Source organism: Arthrobacter sp. AG367 (assembly GCF_007828995.1).
Classification (GTDB): domain Bacteria; phylum Actinomycetota; class Actinomycetes; order Actinomycetales; family Micrococcaceae; genus Arthrobacter.
Map to the genome: position 1 here is coordinate 16,770 of NZ_VIVE01000002.1, position 24,616 is coordinate 41,385.

Sequence of the window (24,616 nt, forward strand, 5' to 3'; positions counted from 1 at the left end):
TCACCGTGACACAGCACAACCGTGCTAAATCCGATGTCTTTGTGCCGTCGGGCCAGATCCAGTTTGGGGTCTTCTTCCAGGGCGTGAACTCCGGCACCATCTGGAAGGCCTCAGGATCGGGCTCGCAGACGGACTTCGAATCGTTCCGCCGCATCGCCCAGACCGCCGAGCGGGGGCTGTTCGCCGCGTTCTTCCTGGGCGAGGGGCTCCGCCTCCGTGAACACCTGGGCCGCCCGCACGCGCTGGACGTGGTGGGCCGGCCGGACGCGCAGACCATGCTGGCCGCACTGGCCTCGGTGACCACAAACATCGGGCTGGTGGCCACCCAGAACACCACGTACAACGATCCCGCCGACCTGGCGCACCGGCTGGCGTCGCTGGACCTGATCTCGGGCGGGCGTGCCGCGTGGAACATCGTGACCACTGACAACGCCTGGACCGGGGCCAACTTCCGCCGCGGGGGATACCTTGACCACGCTGACCGGTACAAGCACGCCGAGGCGTTCGTGGAGACGGCCAAGCGGATCTGGGATTCGTGGGAAACCCCGGACGGTCCTGCCCGGCGGGTGGTGCACCAGGGCCAGCACTACACGGTGGACGTGACGCCGCGGCTGCCGCGCAGCGCCCAGTACCGCCCGGTGCTGTTCCAGGCCGGCGACTCGCCCGAGGGCCGCAACTTTGCCGCCCGGCAGGCTGATGTGATTTTCTCCGCGCACCCCAAGTTCGACGACGCCGTGGAGTTCCGCAAGGACCTCGTGGAGCGGTCCCTGGCCGCTGGCCGGGGTGCCAACGCCGTGCAGATCATGCCGGCCAGTGAGTTCATCCTGGCGCCCACCGCTGCGGAGGCGGCGGAGAAGAAGGAGTGGGTGCGGAGCCTGCAGATCGGCCCGCAGCAGGCCATCGCCTACCTGGAGCAGTTCTGGGGCCGCGAGCTGTCGGCCTACGATCCGGACGGACCGCTGCCGGAGATCGATCCGGTGGTGGAGGAAACGTCCGAGACCCGCGGCAGCGGCTTCCACGGCGCCAAGGCGCGGCAGCTGGCGGACCAGTGGCGGGCCGAGGCCAAGGACAAGGGGCTGTCCATCCGGCAGTTCGTCACCTCCCGCACTGCACGGGTGGATTCCACCTTCACGGGTTCGTATGTTGAGGTGGCGGACCAGCTGGCCGAGTTCGCGCGGGTGGGGGCGGTGGACGGATTCAACATCTCGCCGTGGCTCATTCCCTCCGGACTGGACGACATCGTCAACCACCTGGTGCCGGAGCTGCAGGAACGCGGGGTGTACCCCACGGAGTACCGCGGGAACACCCTGCGGGAAAACCTTGGGCTGGAGACGCCGGTGCGTTCTTCGGATGCGGCTGCTGAGGCGGTCCGGGCGTGATGCGGCTGATGCGGCTGGCTGTTTTTGCCGGAAGGGACGACGACGGCGGCACGGCGGGTGCCGTCGTCGACCCTTCCGCGGGGGCCGGTTCCGTTGTGGCTGGTTCGTCCGGGACCGTCAGCCTGCAGCTGACGCTGTGGGAGCAGTGGGTCTAGGGCCTGTTGCCGTCCTGCCTCGCAATGCCCAGGCTGACGGCGTGGCCCCAGGGCTGGGGCGCTAGTCGGTTTCCGGGCTCTGGCAGTAGAAGCAGGTGACGGCGTCGCAGTCTTCTGCAGTTTCCTGTTCCGTTTGGCGCTCACTCATTTCGGGTCCTTTCCGTGCGGATTGTGAAGTAGTACCCCTTGCAGGGGTTTGCCCGGGACCCCTGCTGGGATCCCGGGCAAACACCGGTGGTGGTGGGCTGGCGGCCGGTTAGTGGGCCAGGGCCGGTTCGGCCAGCTGAACCTTCTCCGCCTCGGTGGGCACGAAGCCCGCCTGGAGCTCGGAGCGGAGCTTGACCATGTCCAGCTCACCCTGCCACTTGGCGATTGCCACGCAGGAGACGATGTTGCAGACCGTGCTGGTGAGGGCACGGGCCTCGCTCATGAAGCGGTCGATGCCCACGATGAGGGCCACGCCGGCCACCGGCAGGGTGGGCATGACCGTCAGCGTCGCCACCAGGGCCACGAAACCACTTCCGGTGACGCCCGCCGCGCCCTTGGAGGTCAGCAGCATCATGCCGAGCATCAGCAGGATCTGGCCCCAGCTGAGGTGGATGTCGCAGGCCTGGGCGATGAACATGGAGGCGAGGGTGAGGTAGATGGCCGTTCCGGTCAGGTTGAAGGAGTAGCCGGTGGGGACCACCAGGCCCACAACGCTGCGGTCGCAGCCGATCCGTTCGAGCTTGGACAGCAGGCGCGGCAGGACCGGTTCGCTGGAGGACGTGGCCAGGACGATCAGGAACTCATCCTTGAAGTAGCGCAGGATCTGCCACAGGCTGAAGCCGGTCACCTTGGCCAGGATGCCCAGGCCGACCACCACGAAGACGATGCAGGCGGCGTAGAAGGCAAGGATCAGCATGCCGAGGTTTCCGATGGAGTGGGCGCCGTACTTGCCAACGGTGAAGGCCATGGCCCCGAAGGCTCCCAGCGGAGCCACCTTCATGATGTAGCCGAACATGATGAAGAGCAGCTTGTTGAAGCTGTTGACCACGTTCAGGGCCAGCTGGCCCGGTGCGCCGAGCTTGCTGAAGGCAAAGCCGCACAACATTGCAATGACCAGCACGGGCAGGACCTCACCGTCGGCGAAGGCGCCAACGAAGGTGGTGGGGATGATGCTGAGGATGAAGTCCACGGGGTTGCTGCTGGGCAGTTGCGTGGTGTACTTCTGCGCCACCGAGGAGTCCAGGTGCGTGGGATCGATGTGCATCCCGGCGCCGGGCTGGAACAGCGTCACCGCGGCCAGGCCCAGGGCCAGGGCGAGTGCCGTCAGCGCGTAGAAGAGGCCAAGCGAACGGATCAGGGTGGGGCCCACCTTCTTGGTGTCCCGCAGCGAGGTGATGCCTCCGACGATGGTGCAGAACACGATGGGGGCGATCATGAACTTCACGAGTTTCACGAAGCCGTCGCCGATGGGCTTGAGCGATGCACCGAGGTCGGGCCACAGTGCGCCCACAACGACGCCGAGGGCGACTCCGATGAGTACCTGGACATACAGGTGTCCGAGGATGGATTTGATCTTCATTGAACAACTTCCTGGTTGGTGCGGCCCCTTAATGATGGGGCAAAGAGATAAGGGGTTTTAGGCAGACAGCTCGGCGGCCGGGGCCACGTCGATATCTGCGGTGGCGATGTGGCGGGCTGCCCGGTGGAGGGCCACTTCGCTGACGGCGCCGGTGTCATCGGTGATGATTTCGGCGGTGATCACGCCGGCGGGCGTCCCGACCCGCAGCAAGCGGGGAGTTCCGGTGCCGGTGGAGGGTGATTGCCCTGCTGCGTTGGCTACGACCGATGACTGCAGCGAGGATGCAAGGGCAACTGCCACGGCTGAGGTCAGGCCGATGGCCGGGTGGGGTGCGAGCATGGACAGCATCCGCACCCGCACGTCGTGGCTGCCGGCGGTGATGGTTGTTCCGTCCGCGGCGATGTAGTCGCCGGCTGGCGCCACAACCCCGACTTTCGGGACAGCGTTCTGCGGCGGATCCTCAGGCTTCCGCAGCCCCATGATGAGGCCGGCTGATGCCCGTGCCGCGATGAGGTCCGGCAGCTGGGCGGTGAGGTTGTCCGTCATTGAGGAAAGATCGACGCCGGCCTGGTCGGCTGCGAGGAGCACGGCAGGGGCGCCGGCGTCCACCATCGTTGCGCCCAGGGTCCTGCCGTTGACCTGGAGTTGGTCCACGGTGTTGCCGGTAGGCAGGAGTGCGCCGGTGTTCTGGCCCCAGGGGCCGTGGAACGAGAGGCTGACGGGAACACCGGCGGCGCTGCTGCCCGGAACCCGTGCCAGGCCGGACTTGGGAATGTGGCCGCCGGGAGTTGGAACCGCTCCGCTGAGCACGGCGCCGGAAGTGACGTGGCGCATGCGGACCTTGGTCATGCCGTCCCGGGCGGGAACGATGCCGGTCTGGACGGCGAACAGGGCAATGGCGGTGGCGCAGTTGCCGCAGTTGGAACCCAGCTCAACGGTGGGGTCACCGATCCCCACCTGGGCGAAAAGGTAGTCGAGGTCTGCCTCGGCACCAGGGGTTGCCCAGATGACTGCAGCCTTTGACGTGGTGGACGTTCCGCCCCCGACGCCGTCCAGCTGCCGCGCATCCGCTGCGCCGAAAGCGGCTGACAGCAGTGCGGGGATTTCCTCGCGGGTGGGGGCGTGGAGGGCCACGTCCCTGGCATCGAAGAGCCAGCACTTGCTGGTGCCGCCCCGGTACCAATGTCCTTTGAGTCCCACTGTATTTCTCCCTCGTAACTTGCAGGTGCTCTACTTCACAGCACCTTGTACTTCTACGATCCGGGATGGGAGCCTTCAGCACAATCGCAAATAAATGGACGACTATCTACTTTTGCTAAACTCAGTGCATGGCAATCCTCGATCTCCACCGGCTCCATGTGCTCCGTGAGGTGGGCCGTTCCGGCTCCCTGACCTCGGCTGCTGCCGCCCTTTCCTTCACCACCTCGGCGGTGTCGCAGCAGATAGCCAAACTCGAGCAGGAGATGGGCGTGGTCCTCATCGAGCGCCATCCCCGGGGCGTGGTCCTGACCGAGGCGGGGCACGCCCTGCTGCACTACGCCGACGACATCGACAGGACCGTTGAAGCCGCCCGCGCCGAAATGGGGGAGTTCGCGGGCCTTCGGCGGGGCCAGCTCCGGCTTGGGACCTTTCCCACCGGCGGGGCCTCCCTGATGCCCGACGTTGTGCTGGCGTTCCGCGCCCGCCACCCGGAGGTGGCAGTGACGGTTGTCAGTGCCCGCCGGGACGGCCTGCTGGAACGGCTGCGGCGGCGGGAAATCGAACTGACGCTGCTGTGGGACTATCCCTGGCAGCAGATCGAGGACCCCGACCTGGCCCTGGTCAGGCTGATGAACGATCCAACAGTGCTGCTGGTACCGCGGGAGCACCCCATTGCCAAACTGGGCTCGGTCCGCATCGGCGCCTTGAGCGACCAGGAATGGGTGGTGCGCGACGAGCACCCCGTGGCCGATGTCCTTAGCCGGGTATGCCGCGACGCCGGGTTCGAACCGCGGATCGCCTTCGCCGCCAACGATTACCAGGAGACACAGGGCATGGTGGCGGCCGGGATCGGGATCGCCCTGGCACCCAGGCTGGCGCTGACGGCCCTGCGCCCCGACGTGGTGGCGGTCCCGCTCGCCGGGTCCCCAAAGCGCCGGATCCTCCTGGCCCACCTGGCAAACCGGCGGCTCAGCCCCGCGGCGCAGCAGGCAACCAAGGTGTTCCGTTCCATCGCCAAGGGCGCGGCTTCCTGACAAAGGAGGGTGCCGCCGTCGTACGGTGCCTTTCCTGACGCCTACCGGGCCAGGAGCCCGGCAACCAGCGCCCGGGCAAGGTCCATGAATTCGCCGTGGGTCACCGGAGCGGGGCCTGCCGTCGAGGCAGCTGCCGTGTGGGTGTTCCGGGCGACGACGAAGCTGTCGCTGACGAAGCGCCGGTGCACAATGACGCTCCCGATCGCCGGCAGGACCAGCAGGAACTGGCCGTAGTTGCCCGCGGCCAGGAAAGCCCCCTGCCACTGTGGGCCGGATTCCCGGGGGAGCCACCACAGGTAGCCGTAGTCGCAGGTGCCAAAACCGGTGGCCGGCGCCATGTCTGCGCGCCTGACATGGGTGGCCACGCTGTCCCTGACCCACTCCCGGGGGACATGCTGCCGTCCTTCCCACTGGCCGCCGGCAGCCATCAGCATCCCGATCTTGGCCAGATCCCGGGCGGAGAGGAAGAGGTGGTAGGCAGGGAAGGCGGACTTTCGGGCGTCCCCGAGCATTCGCTGGCGTGTGGGGTCGTAGTCGTCGAACCCCAGCGGACCGGCCAGGTGCTTCTGGAACGCTTCGAAGACGGTCAGGCCGCTGGCCTTCTCGAAGATCGCGCCGGCGGCGTTGAAATCCCAGTTGTTGTAGAGGAAATACTGCCCCGGTGCTTTTGTGCCGCGTGAAGGGAAGGCAGCCTCGTCACTGCCCGGGCTGGAGGGCGGATGGTAGACGCCCGAACGCGACGTCAACAGGTCACGGAGCCGGGCCGTCCGCTCGATGGGCAGCAGGCCGCCAACATCATCAACACCGAGCTCATCGAGTGTGGCGTCGAGGCTGACCGTGCCGGCGTGCACCTGGATTCCGAACAGGATCGAGAGCAGGCTTTTGCGGACGGAGGCGACGTAACTGGCGCGGGTGGTGTCGCCGAGTTCAAGGATGGTCCTGCCGTCCTGGCGGACCAGCAGGGACGAGGTGTTCCGGGGCACCGGAAGTGCGGGGACGTGGACGGCGGTCACGGGGCTCCTGGTGGCGGGTGAATGAAAAAGCCCGGGGACCCGGCGGAGGCCGGGTCCCCAGGCACGGGATTGCGGGGTTACTTGGTGTAGCCGAAGACCTGGTTCCACTTGGCAAGATCGTCCTTGCCGTAGGTCACGGCGTCGGTGTTCTGCATGCGGTAGACCTTGCCGGAATCGACGGCGGGGAGCGTCACACCCATGATGGTGGGCGGTGCCACGTCGGTGCGGACCGGGTATTCACCGATCTGCGCAAAGACCTGCTGGCCCTGCTTGGAAAGGTTGTAGTTCATGAAGACCTTCGCGGCTTCCACGTTCGTGGCGGTGCCCGTCATGCCCAGGTAATAGTCGTACGAGACGAGTCCTTCCTCGGGGACGATGAACTTGACCGGGGCCTTGTCCTGGACGGCCGAGATGTTGGTGCCGCTGATGGTGACCGTGCCCACGGCCACTTCACCGCGGGCCAGCGCCGTGGCCTCAGCACCCAGGGAGTCGTAGATCTTGGGCTTCTGCGCAGCGTACTTGGCGAAGTAGTCGCCGCCCATCTTGGTTTCCATGAACCTGTTCAGCGCAGCGGTGCTGCCGCCCGAGCCGCCCTGGACGATGCCCAGCTTCCCCTGCCATTTGCCGCCGACGGCATCCGCCCAGGACTTGGGGGCATCGGCTTCCTTCACCAGCTGGGTGTTGTAGCCCAGGGTGTAGACGGAGTTGAACATGCGGGTGAACTGGCCGCCGTCCACGGAAACGTCCTTGAGGGCCGAGGCGCCGGGTACGTCATAGGCCTTCCAGACCTTGGCGTCCTCCATGGACTTGGCAATCCGGTAGTCGGAGGTGCGGATGACGTCGGCGCTGAGCTTGCCGGCGCCCTGTTCGGAGAGAACGCGTTCGGAGAGCTTGTTCGGGGTGAGCCGGACGACGTTGACCTTGATGCCGGTGTCCTTGGTGAAGGCGTCAACCAGCGCGCTTTCAGAGGAATCGGTGTAGCCGGAGTAGAGGGACAGGGTCTGGGTCTTGGCCTTTTCGTAGGTGTCCTTGTCCGCGATGGATTCGCCGTTGATCACCAGTCCGTTGTCGGTGTTCACAGCTGCGGTGGCAGTGACCACGCCGGCACTCTGGGCGGGGCTTCCGCACCCGGCCAGGCTGAGGGCGAGCAGCACTCCGGCTGCGGTGAAGGCGGGAAGTTTGGACGCTAACTTCATTGTGGGTGTCCCTTTCAAAGGTGGGTGAGGTCAGTTCTTGGTCTTGCGTTCGCCGCCGACTTTTTGGGCGATGACGGCGAGGATTCCGATGACGAGGCAGTACAGGACGCTGACGGCGGCAGCTGCCTGGCTCTGGCCGTTGTCGAAGTTGTCGAACACGAGGATGGACAGGATCCGGGTGTTCGAGGTGAAGAGGAAGATGGAGGCGCTGAGCTCACGCATGGACAGCATGAGGAACAGCAGGAACGAGGACATGATGCCGACGCGCATCAGGGGCAGGGTGACGTCCAGGACGGACCGGGTCCGTCCGGCGCCGAGCATGACCGCGCTGTCCTCGAGATCCTGGTCCATCTGGAGCATCGATGCGGAGACGCCGCGGTAGCCCTGGGGCATGAACACTGCAACGCAGGCGACGGCGAGGATCGCCAGGGTGCCGTAGATGGGCAGGGGCAGCAGCAGCCAGGTCCAGAGCAGACCGATGCCCATCACGATGGCGGGGACGGCAAGGGGGGTCATGGCGACCAGTTCGATCAGCCGTCCCACCTTGGACTTGGTGCGGTAGCGGATGTAGGAGGCGATGAAGCTGAGGGTGGTGCCGGCGAATGCCGCGATCAGGGCCACCAGGACACTGTTCTTGAGGGCGAGCTGGAAATCGTTGGATCCGAGGACTTCGATCAGCTTGGCGAAGCTGAGGGAATTGGCCTCCAGCAGCTGCGACATCGAGGACACGAAGGGGGTGGCCTGCATGGACGCGGCGAGCAGTGCGAGCATGGGCAGGACGACGGACACCGCGAAGTAGGCCAGGGCCAGGATGGTGAAGGGCCAGCGCATCTTGCGCAGCGGCACCTGCCGGGGACGGTTGCCCTTGCCGGTCATGGTGGTGAATTTGCGCTTGTTGATGATGCGCTGCTGGATGAGGGTCACGGCCATCAGCGCAACGGTCAGGATCACGGCGACGCTGGCAGCCTGGTTGCTCTTGGCCGGAGTGGCACTCATGAGGCGGTAGATATAGGTGGGCAGCGTGTCCACGCCGGCGGGGTTGCCGATGACCTGGGCCACGGGGAAGTTTTCCATCGTCAGCGCGAAGACCAGGACGGCGGAGCCCAGGATGGCCGGCAGGGCCAGGGGCAGGGTGACGGTCCGCAGCATGGTGCGCAGCGGAGCCCCGTGGACGGTGGCTGCCTCCTCGAGGTCGGCGTTCATCATCGACAGCGAGCTGTGCAGCAGCAGGAAGGCGTACGGGGCGTAGAAGATTCCCAGCACGAACACCAGGCCCGGGAGGCTGTAGATGTTGATGGCGGCGTCAATGCCCAGGTCGCGGAGGAAGATGTTGATGTAGCCGGCGCTGGGCGAGCAGAGCAGGGACCAGGCCAGGGCGCCCACCAGGGCGGGGATGAACATCGGCGCCATGCCGATAAAGAAGATGAACTTCCGCCACGGCGCATCGGAGCGGGCGCACACGAAGGCCAGGAATGCGCCGATCAGCAGGGCGATAAGTGCCGAGCCTGCGCCGACCATGAGCGAGTTGACCAGGGCCCCGAGTGCTTCCGGGGTGGCCAGCAGCGCCAGGTTGGACAGCGTCAGGCCGCCCAGGGAGATGCTGCCCGGCCGGGGAACGCTGTCCGAGAACGCGGCGAGCAGGACCAGGGCAAGGGGGAGGACGATGAGGACGCCGAGGATGACCAGGACGATCAGGCCCGGCGTGTTCTTCCGGAGGCCGGCAAGGGTCCGGGCAGAGCGGTAGTTCCGGGGTTCGGGCTTCGGTGCCAGGCGGGCCTCGACGCGGCTGGCCGCCTCGGTGGTCTTGAGGCTCATGCGAGCACCTCAGCCGGCAGGATCTGGACTTCGCGGGGGTTGACGGTGACCCACACGCGGTCCCCCACCTTGTGCTGTTCGCCGCGCCTCAGCCCGCCCAGTGCGTCCAGTTCGGGCCCGGATTCCAGCTGGATCGCGTACCGGATGTCGTTCCCCTGGAAGCCCGCCACGCGTACCGTCCCCGGCCACGAGTTGGGGTGTTCGGTGGGCATGGCAGTGATCTGCAGGTCCTCGGCCCGGATGCAGACCTTGGGGGATGCGCCCGCATCACTGGCCTGCTGCGCCGACTGGATGGTGAGCTCACTGTTGGCGATGCGTGCCGTGGTGGCGCCGGTGGCCGTGCCCTCCGGGGTGCAGTCCATGATGTTGGAAACACCCAGGAAGTGGGCGATCGAGGCGCTGGCGGGTGCCTCGTACATGTGCTGCGGGGCGCCCATCTGCACAATCCGGCCGCCCTGGAGCAGGGCGATGCGGTCTGCCAGGGCGAAGGCTTCGTGCTGGTCGTGGGTGACGTACACGCAGGTGAGCCCCAACTGGAGCTGGATCTCACGCAGTTCAACCCGGAGCCGGTCACGCAGGCGGGCATCAAGGTTGGAGAGCGGTTCGTCGAGCATGAGCACGCTGGGCCGCATGACCAGGCTGCGCGCCAGGGCCACGCGCTGCATCTGGCCACCGCTGAGCAGGCTGGCGCCTCGGTCGGCGTAGGGCTCCAGGCCGACCAGCGTGAGCGCCTCCATGACGCGCTCATCGATTTCGCTCTTGGAGAGTTTCTTCTGCTTGAGCGAATAGGCAACGTTCTGGGCAACCGTCATGTGCGGCCATACCGCGTAGGACTGGAAGACCATGCCGACGTTGCGCTTGTTCGGGGGCAGGTTGATGCCCTTTTCGGAGTCGAAGACCACAATGTCGTCGATGATGATCCGCCCCGAGGTGGGCTCCTCCAGGCCGGCGATGCAGCGCATCGTGCTGGTCTTGCCGCAGCCCGACTGGCCCAGGAGGACCAGTGCCTCGCCGTCTTCAATGTCGAGGTTGAGGTTTTCGATGGCAGTGAAGCTTCCGTACTTCAGCTGCAGGTTTTGAATGCTGATTTTCATGGCTGATTCCTTGGGCTGGGTTTTTCCTGTAGGGGTTTCTTCAGTCACTTGGCACCAGGATGGTGCTTTCGCTGATGACGCGGGCCGAGCGTTGAAAGGAGACTTCAGCGGGATCGGCTGCATCCAATGCCAGCGCCGTCGTGCCTTTCAGTAAGTGGATAAAGAGTCCGGCCTCCGCCGCCGGAACCACGTTGCGCTGCACCACGCTGCCTGCGGTCCCCAAAGCAGCCGCGACGGCGACCGCGCTGGTGAGGCCGATGGCGGGGTGCAGCGCGCTCATCGAGATCATCCGGGCCGAAACGCCGGTTGCGCCTGCGGGCGGAGGCCCCACGACGCCAACCTTCGGAATGGAGCTGAGGTTCTGCGGCAGCCCCATCCTGCGGGCGGCCGCAGCGCGCAACTGCGGAGCGATCCGGACCAGTGCCTCCAAGGCTTCCTCGCTGGCGGTTGCGTCCAGCCCCAGGTCCTGTGCGGCAAAGAGTGCAGCCGGGGCGCCCGCGTCGATCAGTGTCGCCTGGTACCGCTTCCCGTCGACCTCGATGTCATCCGTGGCGTTGCCTGTGGGGAACTGTGCACCGTAGCTGGACCAGGAGGACTTCTGGAAGATGACGTCGATGGGGACGCCGGGGTAGTGCTGGCCGTCGAGGCGCCGCCCGCCGTAGGCCGGTACCTGCGCCCCCGGTGTGGGGATCTCGCAAACGAGGCGCAGCCCGGTCACGGTGTTCAGGATGGGGACCCGGGTGACTTCCCCGGTGGGAGCGACCAGCCCGGCATGGAGCGCGTAGAGGCCCAGCGCTGTTGCGCAGTTGCCGCAGTTGCTGGCCCACTCGACTGCCGGCTTGTCGATGGCCACCTGGGCGAACCGGTAGCGGACCGTTCCGTCCCGGTCGGTGCCGGCCACGGTGATCGCCTTGCTGGTGGTCGACGAGGCGCCGCCTACTCCGTCGATCTGGCGGAGATCCGGCGAACCGAAGGTGCGGATGAGGAGACGGTCCGTCTCCAGGGCGTCAGCCGGAAGGTCCTCGTCCCGGAATATCCAGCACTTGCTGGTGCCGCCACGGACGAGGGTGGCCGGCACCGGGGTGACCGGGAGGGTGCCGGCGTGCGGCTCTTCCCTGAATAGAAGCGTCATTGGTTCTCCTGAAAAACCCCGGGCTACCGTGTGCAGCCGCCGAATGAATGTTCAAAGCTGAGCAAACCAGAATCCGGTAATTACCCTGCTGTATGGCGTTGGTCACAAACGGTATACCGTTCATATGACTTAAGCAACAGTCTCCAAAAGATGAATACCGAAAGGGGAGTGTGGGTGCCTGGTGCTTTTGGGGAGAGTGTGCGAAATATCGCCACGGTGTTCACAGTCCGCCGGAACGGTATGCAGTGCGCTAGAATTGCGGCTAAAGGTATGGCGCCGGCGCGTCCTGCCGCTTGTTTGCATGAAGACCGGAGGCCGCCCGTGGCGTCGCAACCAGAGACAAGCCCCTACCTGATGATCAGGAACGCCATCATCTCGCAGGAGCTGCCTCCCCGTGCCCAGCTCGTTGAAAGCGCCCTCGCCAAGAAGTACAACGTCTCCCGGACGCCCATCAGGGAAGCCTTGCGGCGCCTCGAAACCGAGGGGCTCGTAGAGCGCTACGGTTCACGCATGCAGGTGCGGGAGTACCGCCCGGAGGAGATGCTGGACCTCTATGAGGTGCGGACCTTCCTGGAGGAGGCGGCCGCGAAAACTGCGGCTCTCCGGCACACGGACATGGACCTGATGCTGATCGACCGCGCGCACCAGGCCATGGTCACCCTTGATTTCGATGCTGCCACTCCGGCTGAACTGGCCGCCGCCAACCGCACCTTCCATGAGCGCATCTGGGCCGCCAGCCACAGCGCCGCCCTCCTTGACCTGCTCGACCGGATCCTGGTCCACTTCATCCGCTACCCCGGCACCACGCTCTCCACCAAGGAGCGCTGGGACCGCGTGCTGAAGGAGCACGAGGAGCTGCTGGTTGCCATCCGCGCACGGAACGCGGAGGAAGCCGGCCGCATCGCCAGCGCCCACATGGACGAAGCAAAGAACATCCGCATCCAGATGTACATCGACGCCCAGGAAATCAGCCACCCGCGCCTGGGGTAGCCACCACCTCCGGCACTCACCCTCTCCTGTCATGCCCCAAGCATGTGCCGCCACCCCATTGCATGCGACGGCATACTTATGTATACAATCGTGTACAGCGATGGAGCTGAGGAGATTGATGATGATCAAGAGCGACGTTTTGGTAGTGGGCGGCGGCAACGCCGGATTTGCGGCAGCACTTGCAGCCGCCGAGCGTGGACGCAAAGTTGTCCTGCTGGAAAAGGCGCGGGAAGCCGCCTCGGGCGGCAACAGCTTCTACACCGCCGGTGCCACGCGCATCTCCCACGACGGGCTCCGGGAGCTCATCGAATTCGTGGAACCGGATGAGCGGCACGCCGCCAGCGAAGTCCCCGCGTACACCGCTGCCGAATACCTTGCCGATCTGTCCAAGGTCTCTGAAGGGCGCAACGACCCCGAACTGTCCGCAGTCCTGGTCAACGAAAGCAATCCGACCTTGCGCTGGCTTCAGGGCATGGGACTCAAATACCGCCTGATGTACGAACGCCAGGCGTACCGGACCCAGGACGGCGGGTATCTGTTCTGGGGCGGACTGCACGTGGGCAACGTGGGCGGCGGCAAGGGACTCATGGCCGACCACCGCGCCGCCGCAGAGCGCATGGGCGTGGAGGTTATCTTTGATTGCGCAGCCACCGGACTGGTCCAGGAGGACGGCCGCGTGTGCGGGGTCCGGTACCGCAGCTCATCCGAAGAAGGTGAGCTCCGGGCCGAGTCGGTCATCCTCGCCTCGGGAGGGTTCGAAGCCTCGCCTGAACTGCGCCGCCGGCACCTGGGGGAGGGCTGGCAGAACGCGAAGGTGCGCGGCACGCCGGGCAACACTGGGGAGATGATCCTCGCTGCGCTGGACGCCGGGGCGGCCAGGGGCGGCGACTGGTCCACGTGCCACAGCGTGGCCTGGGACGCCTGGCACCCGGAGAACGAGAGCAACCTGGCGCTCACCAACCAGCTCACCCGCGGCGGGTACCCGCTGGGCATCGTGGTGAACAGCGACGGGAAGCGGTTCGTGGACGAGGGCGCCGACTACCGCAACTACACCTACGCGAAGTACGGCCGGGACATCCTTGCCCAGCCGGGCTCGGCCGCCTTCCAGATCTTTGACGCTTCTTCCCGCCCCATGCTGCGCGCCGAGGAGTACGACATGCCGGGCGTCTCGGTGGTCACCGCTCCAACCCTCGCCGAGCTGGCCCAAAAGGCCGGTATCAGCCCCGAGGGTTTGGAGGAGACGGTGCACAACTTCAATGCTTCGATCACCGGCAGCTCGCCCTTCGACCCCAACGTCAAGGACGGACGCCGGGCCGACACCCAGCCGCCGAAGAGCAACTGGGCCCGCAGCATCGCCACCGGCCCGTTCTACGCTTTCCCGGTGACCTGCGGCATCACCTTCACCTTCGGTGGCCTCAAGACGGACACCTGGGGCCGCGTGCTCACCGAAGACGCGGAGCCGCTCGAAGGGCTGTATGCCTGCGGCGAAGCATTGGGTGGTTTGTTCAGCGGAAACTACCCCGGCGGCTCCGGGCTTGCGGCGGGCGCCGTCTTCGGCCGCCGTGCCGGCTCCATCGCCTAGGCAACCCAGCAGCCCCCACCAGCAACGGAAAAGAGGAAAAAGTGGCCAGTCCCATCCACCAGCGGCTTCGCGAGGATGTTCTCGCGAGTGTCTTTGCGCCTGACGAGCCGCTCACGGAGGCGAAGCTCACCGAGCGGTACGGGGCATCCCGGACACCGGTGCGGGAGGCGCTGCAGCGGCTGGAACAGGACGGGCTGGTGGAACGGCGCGGCAAGGCGGTGGTGGTCCGTACGCATTCAGCCGAGGAGATCATCGACATCTACGAGTCGAGGATCATCCTGGAGCAGGCCGCCGCGGCCAAGGCTGCCGTCAAGGCAACCGCCCTGGACCGCCAGCTGCTCACGGGGCTGCTGGCGCAGATGCAGCAGCTGGATCCCAATGATGGCCGGGCGCTCGCGGAAACCAACCGCGCCTTCCATGCCCAGCTGTGGCACGCCACCCACAGCCCGTCGCTGATCGGACTGCTGGAACGCCTTGACCAGCAGGTGCGCCGGTACACCCTCACCACCCTGACCTACCCGGGGCGGTGGCCGGTGGTGCTGGCGGACTACGCCGAGCTGCTGGCCGCCATCGGGGACGGCGACTCCGAACGTGCGGGTGAGATCGCCGCCCGCCACATGTCCGACGCCTTGAACATCAGGCTGAAGATGTACGCCGACGATCCCAGGACGCTCTAGGCCGCCGGCGACCGCGGGCGTCCGCACCAGACGCGCCGGCAGATGTTCCTGCATACTCCATCGCAACAGGAAACCCGAAAGTCGGGCGCAGGGCATCAGCCGGTGCAAAGAGGCGGGGCAGGCTCCAATGGGCCTGCCCCGCCTCGCTTTTCCGGCGCCTTGTGCGCCGGGCCGGCTTCGCTGGAACGGACGACGACGACGGCGGCGGGCGAGTGCCGCCGTCGTACTATCTGCGGGGCTGGTTTCCTGCGGGGAAGCGCGCGTCCGGACGCACAGGAACGGCACAGCAGCAACCGGCCAACGACATAGCCCCGTGCGGTTTCCTTGCATTATGACCACTTCACGCACACCCCGCCAGCCCGACCTTGACCAGCCGCACCCCGACCACGACCGGGGGCTGGAGTTCGACTTGAACACCCTGGTAAGCCGCAGGTCCCTGGGACTGTTCCTGGGCGCAGGCGGTGCTGTGGCCGCGCTCGCCGCCTGCACGCCGGCCGGAACCTCTGGCTCTGTCTCCCCGGCATCAAGCACGGCGGCGGCCGCCACATCCTCCGCGTCTGCCACGACCACTGACTCCGCCGTCACTCCGACGCTGACCCGGGCCATCGCCGAGTGCGGCGTGGAAATCCCGCAGGAGACCGCAGGCCCCTATCCGGGGGATGGCTCCAACGGGCCGAATGTCCTGGAGGCATCCGGGGTGGTGCGGAAGGACATCACGTCGAGCTTCGGGACTGCCTCCGCAAAGGCGGAGGGCGTTCCGCTGACCTTCATCCTGACCCTCCTGGACAACGCCAAGGGCTGCACCCCGATGGCCGGTGCCGCGGTGTACGCCTGGCACTGCGACCGGGACGGAAAATACTCGATGTACGACTCGAGCCTGAAGAACGAAAACTACCTGCGCGGTGTGCAGGAAGCCGATGCCAACGGGCAGGTCACCTTCACGTCGATCTTCCCGGCCGCCTACTCCGGGCGCTGGCCGCACATCCATTTCGAGGTGTTCGAGTCGATGAACAACGCAACGGCTGCCGGGCAGGTATTGGCCGTCTCCCAGATCGCGCTGCCGCAGGCGGCCTGCGACGACGTGTACGCCACCCCCGGGTACGGGCGCAGCGTCGCGAACATGACCCGCACAACGCTCAAGTCGGACAACGTGTTCGGGAACGACGGCGGCATCTACCAGCTGGCAACGATGACCGGTTCCGCCGCTGCCGGCTATACGGCGGGACTCAACGTGACAATCTAGGCTGCCGCAGCTCCCCGGTTCCAGGCAACTGCCTCCGGTTTCGTCATGTGGGCCTGGTAGTAAGGGACAATCGAGAGGTCAACACCTGAGGAGCGTGCGGATCGATGGGGCTGGGTATGGGGCGCACCCGCGGGAGCGTGGCTGTTGCCTGCCTGCGTTTGTTCGTTGCCTCGCTCTGCGCAGCGGCGGTGTTGGCCAGCGGTGCTGGCAGTGCGGTGGCCCCTTCCCTGCTGCAGCCCCATGACCGGGTTTCCAGCCAGCCGCGGGTGGTGCCGATGCCACCGCCATTGTCGGACGTGCTGGATCAGCCGGCCGCTGTCCCGGGTGGCTACCCGATGGCCTTGACGGCCCAGGTGGGAAACCACCACGTCCACGCGTCCTGGACCTACGTTGACGGGCTGCCCGCCTTCAACGCCCAGATTGACTCGTGGCTGCTGGGACTCCTGGATGCCGTGGCTCCGGCGGGTGGCCGCTACCGGCCCGCGATGGCACTGAATGCCAGCCAGCGCCAGGGCCGGGAAATGGTCATCTCGGCCAAACCTGTCCAGGCCAAGGGTAGTGTGCTCGTGGTCCGCGAGAAATCTACAGTCACCGGGCCGGACGGAGTCAGTGCGATGGCGTCCGCCACCGTTTACGTCGACGCGGCCTCCGGTGCGGTCCGCAACGGCACCGACCTGCTGAGGCCTGAGGCCATCCCCGCCATCCAGGCACACGCGACGGGCATCCCTGCCGACATCGCGGCCCGCGCCCCGCAGGGTATCCCGGCCGACCTTGTCCTCAGTCCGGAAGGCGAACTGACCGTCTCCGCAGGGCAGCCCGACATGCCCGGCCGGGAGGTGACGGCCACAATGAATGCCGCGGACACGGCGGCCGCCCTCAGCGATTACGGCCGCCAGGTGCTGCGGCAGCTGAACGCCGCCGCAGCACCGCGCCCGGCCAGCGGCCCGGCGCTCAGGCACGTGAACTGCGATATTGTCCCGTGCGCTGCACTGACCTACGACGACGGGCCCGACCCCCGCACCACGCCCCAGTTGCTGGACATCCTGAAGGCCAGTGACGCGCAGGCCACGTTCTTCATGACCGGGTCCAACACCACCGCCAACCCGGCCACCGCCAGGCAGGTTGCCGAGGCCGGGTACGCAATCGGCAACCACACCTTCAGCCACCCCTACCTGACCAGGCTGTCCCCGCCCGCGATCAGGAAAGAGATGGACCGGACGGATGCCGCGATCCTGTCCGCCACGGGTTCCACTCCCACCATGATGCGTCCGCCGTACGGCGCGGCCGATGCAGCGGTCCAGGCGGCAGTGGGCAAACCATTGATGATCTGGGCCGTGGACTCGCTGGACTGGCAGAGCAAGAATCCGGCAGCCTTCGTGCCCAAGGTGCTGAAGGAGATCACGCCCGGCGCGATGGTGCTCATGCATGACGTCCAGCCGTCGACAATATCCGGGCAGCAGGAACTGACTGCGGGCTTGCAGGGGCAGGGTTACAAGCTGGTGTCCGTCCCCCAGCTCTTCGAGGGGATTCCGCTGCTGCCCGGGCACGTTTACCGGTCCCGGCCTGCGCGACCGTAGGCGGTCTACCGGCCTTCCGGCCGCGTTGAGCAGGATGCCATGACGGCGGGCGAAGGGGCGCTGCCCGACCTGACGGGGTCATTCCAGCAGCAGGCCTCCGGACCGGGGTGCCAGCACATGGTCAAGGACGATGCAGGCGGCTCCCACGGCCGTGATGTCCTCGCCCAGAACCGATCCCACAAGCTCCACTTCGTGGATCATTCCCATGGCCAGGCGGTTGGCAAGGGCGGCGTGAAGCACCTCCAGGTAGCGGGTTCCCACCGGGGGCCAGGACGGGCCGCCGAATACGATGCCATCGACGTCGAGCAGGTTGGCGATATCCTCGACGGCGCGGGCAAGGCGGTCCGCCGCTTCCTGGAGGAGAGACGAGGCACTTTGGTCTCCGGCATCCGCCAACGCCGCCAGCTTGTGGAAGTGGTCGGTGATTTGGCGCAGATCCGCATGGTCGACGGGGCCTTGGAGGATGCCGTTGCCCACGGCGTCGTTGACCAGCTCGACGGGCATGATGGATATGCCCAGGCAGCCCTTGCGTCCGCAACCGCACAGCCGGCCTCCCTCACCGGTGGAAAAGTGTCCGATCTCGCCCACGTTGTTCGAAGATCCGCGCACGACTTCGCCGTTCATCACCACGGCGGCGCCGACGCCGCTGCCGAGGTAGACGAAGGCAAAATTCTGGTCTGATCTCTTGTCCCGCACCCATAATTCGGCGTGGGCTGCCGCGGCTGAGTCCTTGTCGAGGAAGACGGGAAGCCCGGTCGCCTTCCCGAGCGATTCCCGCAATTCCACGCGTTCCCAGCCGGTAAGCATCGGCGGTCCAACCACGGCTCCCTGATCGAATTCGATGGGGCCGGGCGCGGCGATGCCTACGCCCAGAACACGCGTCCGGGGTATTTCCGATTCGCTGATCAGATCTTCAATGGCAGCCGCAATCCGTGCCACGGTTTCTTCCGGTCCGGCAACGGCCACGACCGGAAGGTGTTTGCGGTGCACCACCGCACCTGCCAGGTCCAGCAGCACGAACGTGAGCATAGACGGATCCAAGTGGGCCCCCACCGCATATTTGCTCTTCGGATCAATGGTCAGCGTGGTTCGCGGCTTGCCCTGCGGGACGTGCACTTTTCCGCTCTCCCGGATCAGTCCCAGGTCCAGCAGCCGCCGCGCGATGTTGGACACCGTCTGCGTGGACAGGCCCGTTGCACCGATGAGTTCCACCCGGCTCATCCCCGATTCCGAGCGGCGCACGAGGTCCAGTACAACGGCCTGATTGAAGGCGCTGACACGCTCCAGATTCGATCCGCGAGGCATCCAAACTCCCTAACTCAATTTATTTGACTAAGCCCAATCCTAGACTATAGTGGCCTGTATCACAGGCTGTCTGTTAGTTCGGACACTCCAACAAGTAGCTTCGCAGAGGCGGAGCTCTGTCTCCCAAAGGGATCCCCTGATATGACTAGGACGAGATTTTTTGCGGCTGCAGCAGGTCTGCTCGCGGGCACCGTTGCCCTGAGCGCCTGCGGCAGCTCATCTGCACCATCCCAGGCCACCGACCAGAACGCGGACGCCAAGGAGGTGACGCTGACCATCACCGCCAACTCCATCTCGGGTGGGAAAAACGCTGCCGGCGCCGACTGGATCACCAACTACGTCATCCCTAAGTTTGAGGAGGCGGAAAAGGCCAAGGGCGTCACAGCCAAGGTCAACTTCCAGCCCAACGGCGTGGATGACCAGGCCTACAAAACCAAAGTCTCCCTGGACCTTTCCACGGGCCAGGGCGCGGACGTCACGTCCATCGACGGCATCTGGCTGGGAGAGTTCGCAGACGCCGGGTACATCAGTCCCCTTGAGGACATTGTGGGCAAGGACAAGGTCCAGGCGTGGGACGGGTGGAAGCAGATCAAGCCCGCGGTTCAGCAACTCACTACCTACGAGGGCAAGCAATACGGCGTTCCGGACGGCACGGACGGCCGAGTCATCTATTTCAACAAGACCCTTTTCGCCCAGGCGGGCCTGCCCGCTGACTGGCAGCCCAAGAGCTGGGACGACATCCTCGACGCCGCCCGCAAGCTCAAGAAGCTTCCGGACGTAACGCCCCTGCAGATCAACGCGGGCAAGGCCATGGGAGAAGCGGCAACCATGCAGGGGTTCCTCCCGTTGCTGCAAGGTACAGGCCAGCCGATCAACAAGGACGGCAAGTGGCAGGGCAACAGCCAAGGCGTCCAGGACGTGCTCAACTTCTACTCGAAGGTCTACGGCTCGGAGCAGCTGGGCGATCCCCTGCTCCAGCAGGATGCCAAGGGCAGGGACAAGTCCTTCCAGGAATTCTCGCAAAACAAGTTGGGCATCCTGATCGAAAGTGACTACCTCTGGCGCTCGGTGATCAACCCCGTAAAGGGTGTGTCCCCCATGGCCAACCGGGACAGCGTAGTGGGATGGGCCAAGATCCCGGCCCAATCGTCCGGCAAGGGCCCCAACGGCGCTGACTTTGTCAGCATGTCCGGCGGTTCGGGCGAAGTCATCAACCCCAAGACGAAGTACCCGCAGCAGGCGTGGGAACTGCTGCAGTTCATGTCGTCCGCGGACGCGATCAAGGCACGCATCGGGTCAACTCCCCAGATTTCGGCCCGGGACGATGTCAACGGAGAAATCCTCAAGGCCGACCCGCTGCTGAACTTCATTTCCACCGAGGTCCTGCCCGTGACAGCGTTCCGTCCCGGACTTGCGGACTACACGCAGGTTTCGGCTGCACTGCAGGACGCCAGCGGGATGGTGGCCTCGGGCAAGTCGGCCGCGGACGCAGGCAGCTCGTATCAGAAGGCGTTGGAGGGAATCGTCGGTGGTAGCGACAAAACCTTCAAGTGACTTAACTGTGGAGGCCCCGGTGACCGCTCCAGCAGCGGGCACCGGGCCCTCCCGGGGAGTCGCAGACGACGGTGACGTAGCAGGCCTGGGCAAAGCGAGGGCAATGGCCTTCCTGGCCCCGGCCCTGCTCCTGATCTCGCTGTTCCTCGTCTTCCCCGCCCTCTGGACGCTCTACCTGGGCCTGACGAACTACCGCCTCAGCGGTTCAGCGGCCAAAAACCCGCAGTTCGTCGGCATAGACAACTACATCAGTGCGCTCTCCGACGACCGGTTTTTCAACTCCCTGGGGCTGACGCTGATCTTCGTGTTCGGGTCTGCCGTCATCGGACAGTCCGCGCTGGGGTTCGCCATTGCCTGGACCATGACCAGGGTCAGGAAATCGGTGCGGGCCGTCGTCGAGTTCTTCGTGCTGCTGGCCTGGATCATTCCCAGTTCGGTCACCACCTTCCTGTGGTACGCAATGCTGGACCGCAGCGACGGAACCCTGAACGCAATGCTCTCCACGGGCAACACCGCCTGGCTTCTCGATTACCCGCTGCAGAGCATCATTGTGTTCAACACCTGGGTAGGCACGGCCTTCTCAATGCTCCTCTTCAGTTCCGCCCTGGCTTCGGTGCCGCCGTCCCAGCTGGAGAGCGCGCGCATGGTCGGGGCCGGCGCCTGGGCACAGTTCCGCGATGTGGTGTTCCCACACATCCGTGGACACGTCCTGACCAACACGCTGCTCATCACGCTCTGGACATTCAATACCTTCACCCCCTACCTGCTCACGGCGGGCGGACCCGATGACCGCTCCAACATCCTGCCGATCTTCATCTACCGGTTGGCCTTGAACGACGGAGCACTCGGGCAGGGCTCGGCGATCTCACTGATCATGATCATCATCAACCTGGTCATCGCCACCGTTTACCTGCGCCTGCTAAAGGAGAGGAAATCATGACCGCCGTGACTGGATCCAAGCGAACCGCCAACGGTGAGAGCCGTCAAATGCTCAGGCACTTCCTCGGGCTGATGGGCAAGAGCGTCTTCACGGCCCTGGTCCTGGCGTTCTTCGTCATCCCTGTCCTGTGGCTCGTCTTCGCACCGTTTGACGCCCACCCGGGCCTGAACGTGAAGCTGCCGGAGTTCACCCTCAACAACTTCAAGATCCTGTTCGACAACCCGACCGCCATCGCCTCACTGGGAAACTCACTGATCCTGGCCCTCGGTTCGATGGTGGTGGTGCTGGTCCTCGGATCGCTCGCGTCCTACTCGCTGTCACGGGTAAAAATCCCCGGCCGTGACCTGCTGCTGTACACCCTGCTGCTGCTCTCGTCCATCATTACGGGCACCGCGGCGATGGTGCCCACGTTCCTGTTGATGGTGAAGCTGGGGCTCATCGATTCCCAGTTCGGCGTGATCCTCGTGCTCAGCGGCGGCATCCTCCCCACAGTGATCTTCATCCTCAAGGACTTCATGGACTCAACCCCCAAGTCCTACGAGGAATCGGCCCGCCTGTACGGGGCCAAGCCGTTGCGGATCCTGTGGGACGTCGTCATTCCGCTGGCCCGGCCCGGGCTCGCCACCATCGCCGTCTGGGCTGTCGTCCAGGTCTGGGGCAACTTCCTTGTTCCCTACATCCTGCTGCGGTCACCGTCCAAGTCGCCCGCGTCCGTGGTGATGTACACCTTCTACACTGAAGGCGGCCAGCCGAACCTCGCCCTGATTTCCGCCTTCTCACTGCTCTTTTCAATCCCCGTCGTGGCAATGTACTTCTTCGTCAACCGGCGCTACGGGTTCCGCTTCCATGGAGGTATCAAAAGCTAATGGCCAGCATCACCACCAGCTCCCTGATCAAGGAGTATCCCGGCGGAGTCCGCGGCGTGGACGAAATGGACGTCACCATCCACGATGGCGAGTTCTTCGCCCTGCTGGGTCCCTCCGGCTGCGGCAAGACCACCCTGCTTCGCACCATCGCCGGCCTGGAGAAATCCACGTCCGGCAGCATCAAAATCGGCGACCGGGAAGTCACCAACATGGAACCGGGACAGCGCCGCGTCGCCATGGTATTCCAGGACTATGCGTTGTTTCCGCACATGTCCATTGCCGACAACATCGCCTACCCGCTGAAGATCCAGAAGGTCGCCAAGCCCGAACGGCACTCACGGGCCGAAGAAGTCGGCGACAAACTGTCCCTCCAAGGCTTGCTGGAGCGCCGGCCCGGCCAGCTTTCGGGCGGCCAGCAGCAACGCGTCGCCCTGGCCAGGGCAGTGACCAGCCGCCCCGACGTCTTTCTGTTCGACGAGCCCCTGTCCAACCTTGACGCCCGCCTCCGGCTCGAGGCCCGGACCTTCCTGAAAAAGCTCCAGCTGGACCTCGGCGTCACCACCGTGTTCGTCACCCACGACCAAGCCGAAGCACTCGCCCTCGCCGACCGGATCGCGATCATGCGCTCGGGCAAGATGCAGCAGCTCGGAACGCCCCGGGAGGTGTTCCAGCGTCCGGCGAACACCTTTGTGGCCTCGTTCGTCGGCTCAACGTCCATGAACCTGCTCAAGGGCACCGTCGGGGACCACACGGTGACGATCGGCAGCCAGCATGTGCCGTTGCCCACCGATGCCGTCGGCAGGGTGGCCGAGGGTCAGGACGTCACATGGGGAGCCCGGCCGGAATACCTGGGGATATCCACCGGCGCGGCCCCCGGCAGCCTGGAGGGAACGGTCACCGTCTCGGAGAACCTGGGCGCCTCCGCCCTGATAACGGTGGAACTGGCGGACAGCGGGGAACCCGTCCAGGTGGTGGTCAGTGAGGACCATGAGCCCGGAATCGGAACGCGCGTATGGGTCACGTTCGAGCCCCGGCGGACGCTGCTGTTCGATGCCGAAGGCCTGCGGATCGGAGACTGACGGTGCGCATCAGCCGGGCGCTGACCCCGGATGACCGGGCAGCGAACCTGTACTTCGATGTTCCTTTCGAGGTGGGACGCTGCGAATCCTTGGAAGTACTCCTGGACTACGACAGGTCCCGGGCGGTCGTTGATCTGGGCTGCATGGGCCCCGACGGGTGGCGGGGTTGGTCCGGCGGAGCCAAGACGCGCTTTGTCATCGGCAGGACCGCGGCGTCCACGGGATACTGCCCGGGGGAGCTTGAAACCGGAGTGTGGAAGGTGGTTCTGGGCCTTCACCAGATTCCGGCGGAGGGTGTCACGGTCGAGTTGACCATCAATACGCCGGCAACGGGGACCGTGGAACCCGAGCCGCCTGCCACCGCGCCGGTCAACACAGTCCCGGCCAGCCGCCGTCGAACCATCCCTGCCGCGGCAGGGATGCGGTGGCTTGCCGGGGACTGCCATGCACACAGCCTCCATTCCGACGGCAGCCTCTCCCTCCGGCAATTGGCGGGAGAGGCTGCACGGAACGGGCTGGACTTCCTGGCCGTGACCGATCACAACACCGTCAGCCATCACCCGCACCTGCAGGGCGTGGGCAATGAGTATGGCATCGCGCTTCTGCCCGGACAGGAAGTCACCACCGTCCGCGGCCACGCGAACGCCTACGGCCGCATCAACTGGGTGGATTTCCGGGACCACCCTGACGCCTGGCTTGACCAGGTTGAAGGCGACGGCGGATTCCTGTCCATTAACCACCCGGTAGCCACCGATTGCTCGTGGCAATGGCAGTTGTCCCGGAAGCCTACCCACGCCGAAATCATGCATGAAACCTGGCTGCCCAACCGGCGCGACACCAGCATCTGGGCGTGGTTGAGCGCCTGGGGCGAGCCGGTCATTCCTCTCGGTGGCGGAGACTTCCACCGGCCGGAGGACGGCCATCCCACCGGATTGCCCACCACCTGGGTGCAGTCCGCGGACCCGTCGGAAGAAGGACTGCTGGCGGCGCTCAAGACCGGGCCGACAGCACTCAGTATGGGAATCGACGCGCCGCTCCTGCTGCGCGTTGACGGCGAACTGCTCGCCATCGACGCGGAAGGGACCATCCTCGTGGACTTTGAAGGCCGCCGTCAGCTCATCCGCGATCCCTATGCAACCATCGACGCCCAGGGAGCCGGCCCGTACCGGCTCGAAACGTCGGACCGCCGGATCCTCGCCCTCACCACATAGCCTGACC

Annotated in this window: 21 protein-coding genes; 13 read left to right on the forward strand and 8 right to left on the reverse strand. The window is 65.6% G+C overall.

Annotated features, from left to right (window positions below; translation table 11 throughout):
- The first annotated feature begins 5 nt into the window (after window positions 1–5).
- Window positions 6–1,379, forward strand: coding sequence for an NtaA/DmoA family FMN-dependent monooxygenase (locus tag FB478_RS07195; protein ID WP_144600070.1), 1,374 nt, complete (start codon window positions 6–8; stop codon window positions 1,377–1,379).
- Window positions 1,376–1,534, forward strand: a complete 159-nt coding sequence (locus FB478_RS21090) for a hypothetical protein (protein WP_155845665.1) — start codon at window positions 1,376–1,378, stop codon at window positions 1,532–1,534. The genes FB478_RS07195 and FB478_RS21090 overlap by 4 nt, the downstream gene beginning before the upstream one ends.
- A 256-nt stretch (window positions 1,535–1,790) precedes the next feature.
- On the opposite strand, the gene dctA is transcribed toward FB478_RS21090, so the two are convergent.
- The gene (dctA, locus tag FB478_RS07200) at window positions 1,791–3,101 is read right to left on the reverse strand and encodes a C4-dicarboxylate transporter DctA (RefSeq protein ID WP_144600071.1); all 1,311 of its coding nucleotides are present in this window, start codon (window positions 3,099–3,101) and stop codon (window positions 1,791–1,793) included.
- A 57-nt stretch (window positions 3,102–3,158) separates the two neighbouring features.
- Window positions 3,159–4,301 (reverse strand): PrpF domain-containing protein, encoded by a 1,143-nt coding sequence (locus FB478_RS07205; protein WP_018772063.1) that lies wholly within the window; start codon window positions 4,299–4,301, stop codon window positions 3,159–3,161.
- Between the two features lie 128 nt (window positions 4,302–4,429).
- Here FB478_RS07205 and FB478_RS07210 point away from each other — a divergent pair, with 128 nt between their 5' ends.
- The gene (locus FB478_RS07210) at window positions 4,430–5,335 is read left to right on the forward strand and encodes a LysR family transcriptional regulator (protein WP_056392023.1); all 906 of its coding nucleotides are present in this window, start codon (window positions 4,430–4,432) and stop codon (window positions 5,333–5,335) included.
- Between the two features lie 41 nt (window positions 5,336–5,376).
- On the opposite strand, the gene FB478_RS07215 is transcribed toward FB478_RS07210, so the two are convergent.
- From FB478_RS07215 to FB478_RS07235, 5 genes are all read right to left on the reverse strand, one after another.
- Window positions 5,377–6,348 (reverse strand): serine hydrolase, encoded by a 972-nt coding sequence (locus tag FB478_RS07215; RefSeq protein WP_144600072.1) that lies wholly within the window; start codon window positions 6,346–6,348, stop codon window positions 5,377–5,379.
- 77 nt (window positions 6,349–6,425) lie between these two features.
- Window positions 6,426–7,544, reverse strand: coding sequence for an ABC transporter substrate-binding protein (locus FB478_RS07220; protein WP_056392020.1), 1,119 nt, complete (start codon window positions 7,542–7,544; stop codon window positions 6,426–6,428).
- 30 nt (window positions 7,545–7,574) lie between these two features.
- Entirely contained in the window at window positions 7,575–9,359 is a 1,785-nt protein-coding gene (locus FB478_RS07225; protein WP_018772059.1) for an iron ABC transporter permease, read from the reverse strand.
- The gene (locus FB478_RS07230; RefSeq protein ID WP_144600073.1) at window positions 9,356–10,453 is read right to left on the reverse strand and encodes an ABC transporter ATP-binding protein; all 1,098 of its coding nucleotides are present in this window, start codon (window positions 10,451–10,453) and stop codon (window positions 9,356–9,358) included. The genes FB478_RS07225 and FB478_RS07230 overlap by 4 nt, the downstream gene beginning before the upstream one ends.
- A 40-nt stretch (window positions 10,454–10,493) precedes the next feature.
- Window positions 10,494–11,585 (reverse strand): PrpF domain-containing protein, encoded by a 1,092-nt coding sequence (locus FB478_RS07235; RefSeq protein WP_144600074.1) that lies wholly within the window; start codon window positions 11,583–11,585, stop codon window positions 10,494–10,496.
- 321 nt (window positions 11,586–11,906) lie between these two features.
- Here FB478_RS07235 and FB478_RS07240 point away from each other — a divergent pair, with 321 nt between their 5' ends.
- The 5 genes from FB478_RS07240 to FB478_RS07260 all read left to right on the forward strand — a co-directional run bounded on the left by FB478_RS07240 (window position 11,907) and on the right by FB478_RS07260 (window position 17,654).
- Window positions 11,907–12,575, forward strand: a complete 669-nt coding sequence (locus tag FB478_RS07240; protein WP_223992974.1) for a GntR family transcriptional regulator — start codon at window positions 11,907–11,909, stop codon at window positions 12,573–12,575.
- A gap of 118 nt (window positions 12,576–12,693) precedes the next feature.
- Window positions 12,694–14,157 carry an FAD-dependent tricarballylate dehydrogenase TcuA gene (gene tcuA, locus FB478_RS07245; RefSeq protein ID WP_144600075.1) on the forward strand — a complete coding sequence of 488 codons (1,464 nt, stop codon included), beginning with the start codon at window positions 12,694–12,696 and terminating at the stop codon, window positions 14,155–14,157.
- 41 nt (window positions 14,158–14,198) lie between these two features.
- Window positions 14,199–14,834 (forward strand): GntR family transcriptional regulator, encoded by a 636-nt coding sequence (locus FB478_RS07250; RefSeq protein WP_082581767.1) that lies wholly within the window; start codon window positions 14,199–14,201, stop codon window positions 14,832–14,834.
- 331 nt (window positions 14,835–15,165) lie between these two features.
- Window positions 15,166–16,077: an intradiol ring-cleavage dioxygenase gene (locus FB478_RS07255; protein WP_144600076.1), complete on the forward strand. Its 912-nt coding sequence runs from the start codon at window positions 15,166–15,168 to the stop codon at window positions 16,075–16,077.
- 116 nt (window positions 16,078–16,193) lie between these two features.
- Window positions 16,194–17,654, forward strand: coding sequence for a polysaccharide deacetylase family protein (locus FB478_RS07260; protein WP_261377359.1), 1,461 nt, complete (start codon window positions 16,194–16,196; stop codon window positions 17,652–17,654).
- Between the two features lie 78 nt (window positions 17,655–17,732).
- On the opposite strand, the gene FB478_RS07265 is transcribed toward FB478_RS07260, so the two are convergent.
- Window positions 17,733–18,959 (reverse strand): ROK family transcriptional regulator, encoded by a 1,227-nt coding sequence (locus tag FB478_RS07265; protein WP_144600077.1) that lies wholly within the window; start codon window positions 18,957–18,959, stop codon window positions 17,733–17,735.
- Window positions 18,960–19,100: 141 nt separating this feature from the next.
- Between FB478_RS07265 and FB478_RS07270 the strand changes: the two genes are divergently transcribed.
- Genes FB478_RS07270 through FB478_RS07290 form a run of 5 tightly spaced genes read left to right on the forward strand, consistent with a single transcriptional unit; the run spans window position 19,101 to window position 24,609 of the window.
- Complete coding sequence (locus FB478_RS07270; RefSeq protein ID WP_144600078.1) at window positions 19,101–20,513, forward strand: ABC transporter substrate-binding protein; 1,413 nt, start codon at window positions 19,101–19,103, stop codon at window positions 20,511–20,513.
- Between the two features lie 19 nt (window positions 20,514–20,532).
- Window positions 20,533–21,453 (forward strand): carbohydrate ABC transporter permease, encoded by a 921-nt coding sequence (locus FB478_RS07275; RefSeq protein ID WP_261377361.1) that lies wholly within the window; start codon window positions 20,533–20,535, stop codon window positions 21,451–21,453.
- Window positions 21,450–22,319 carry a carbohydrate ABC transporter permease gene (locus FB478_RS07280; protein WP_222430056.1) on the forward strand — a complete coding sequence of 290 codons (870 nt, stop codon included), beginning with the start codon at window positions 21,450–21,452 and terminating at the stop codon, window positions 22,317–22,319. Before FB478_RS07275 ends, FB478_RS07280 begins: the two co-directional genes overlap by 4 nt.
- Window positions 22,319–23,398, forward strand: coding sequence for an ABC transporter ATP-binding protein (locus FB478_RS07285; protein WP_144600079.1), 1,080 nt, complete (start codon window positions 22,319–22,321; stop codon window positions 23,396–23,398). Before FB478_RS07280 ends, FB478_RS07285 begins: the two co-directional genes overlap by 1 nt.
- 2 nt (window positions 23,399–23,400) lie before the next feature.
- A complete protein-coding gene (locus FB478_RS07290) occupies window positions 23,401–24,609 on the forward strand; it encodes a CehA/McbA family metallohydrolase (RefSeq protein ID WP_222430057.1) in 1,209 nt (402 codons plus the stop codon).
- Window positions 24,610–24,616 lie beyond the last annotated feature (7 nt).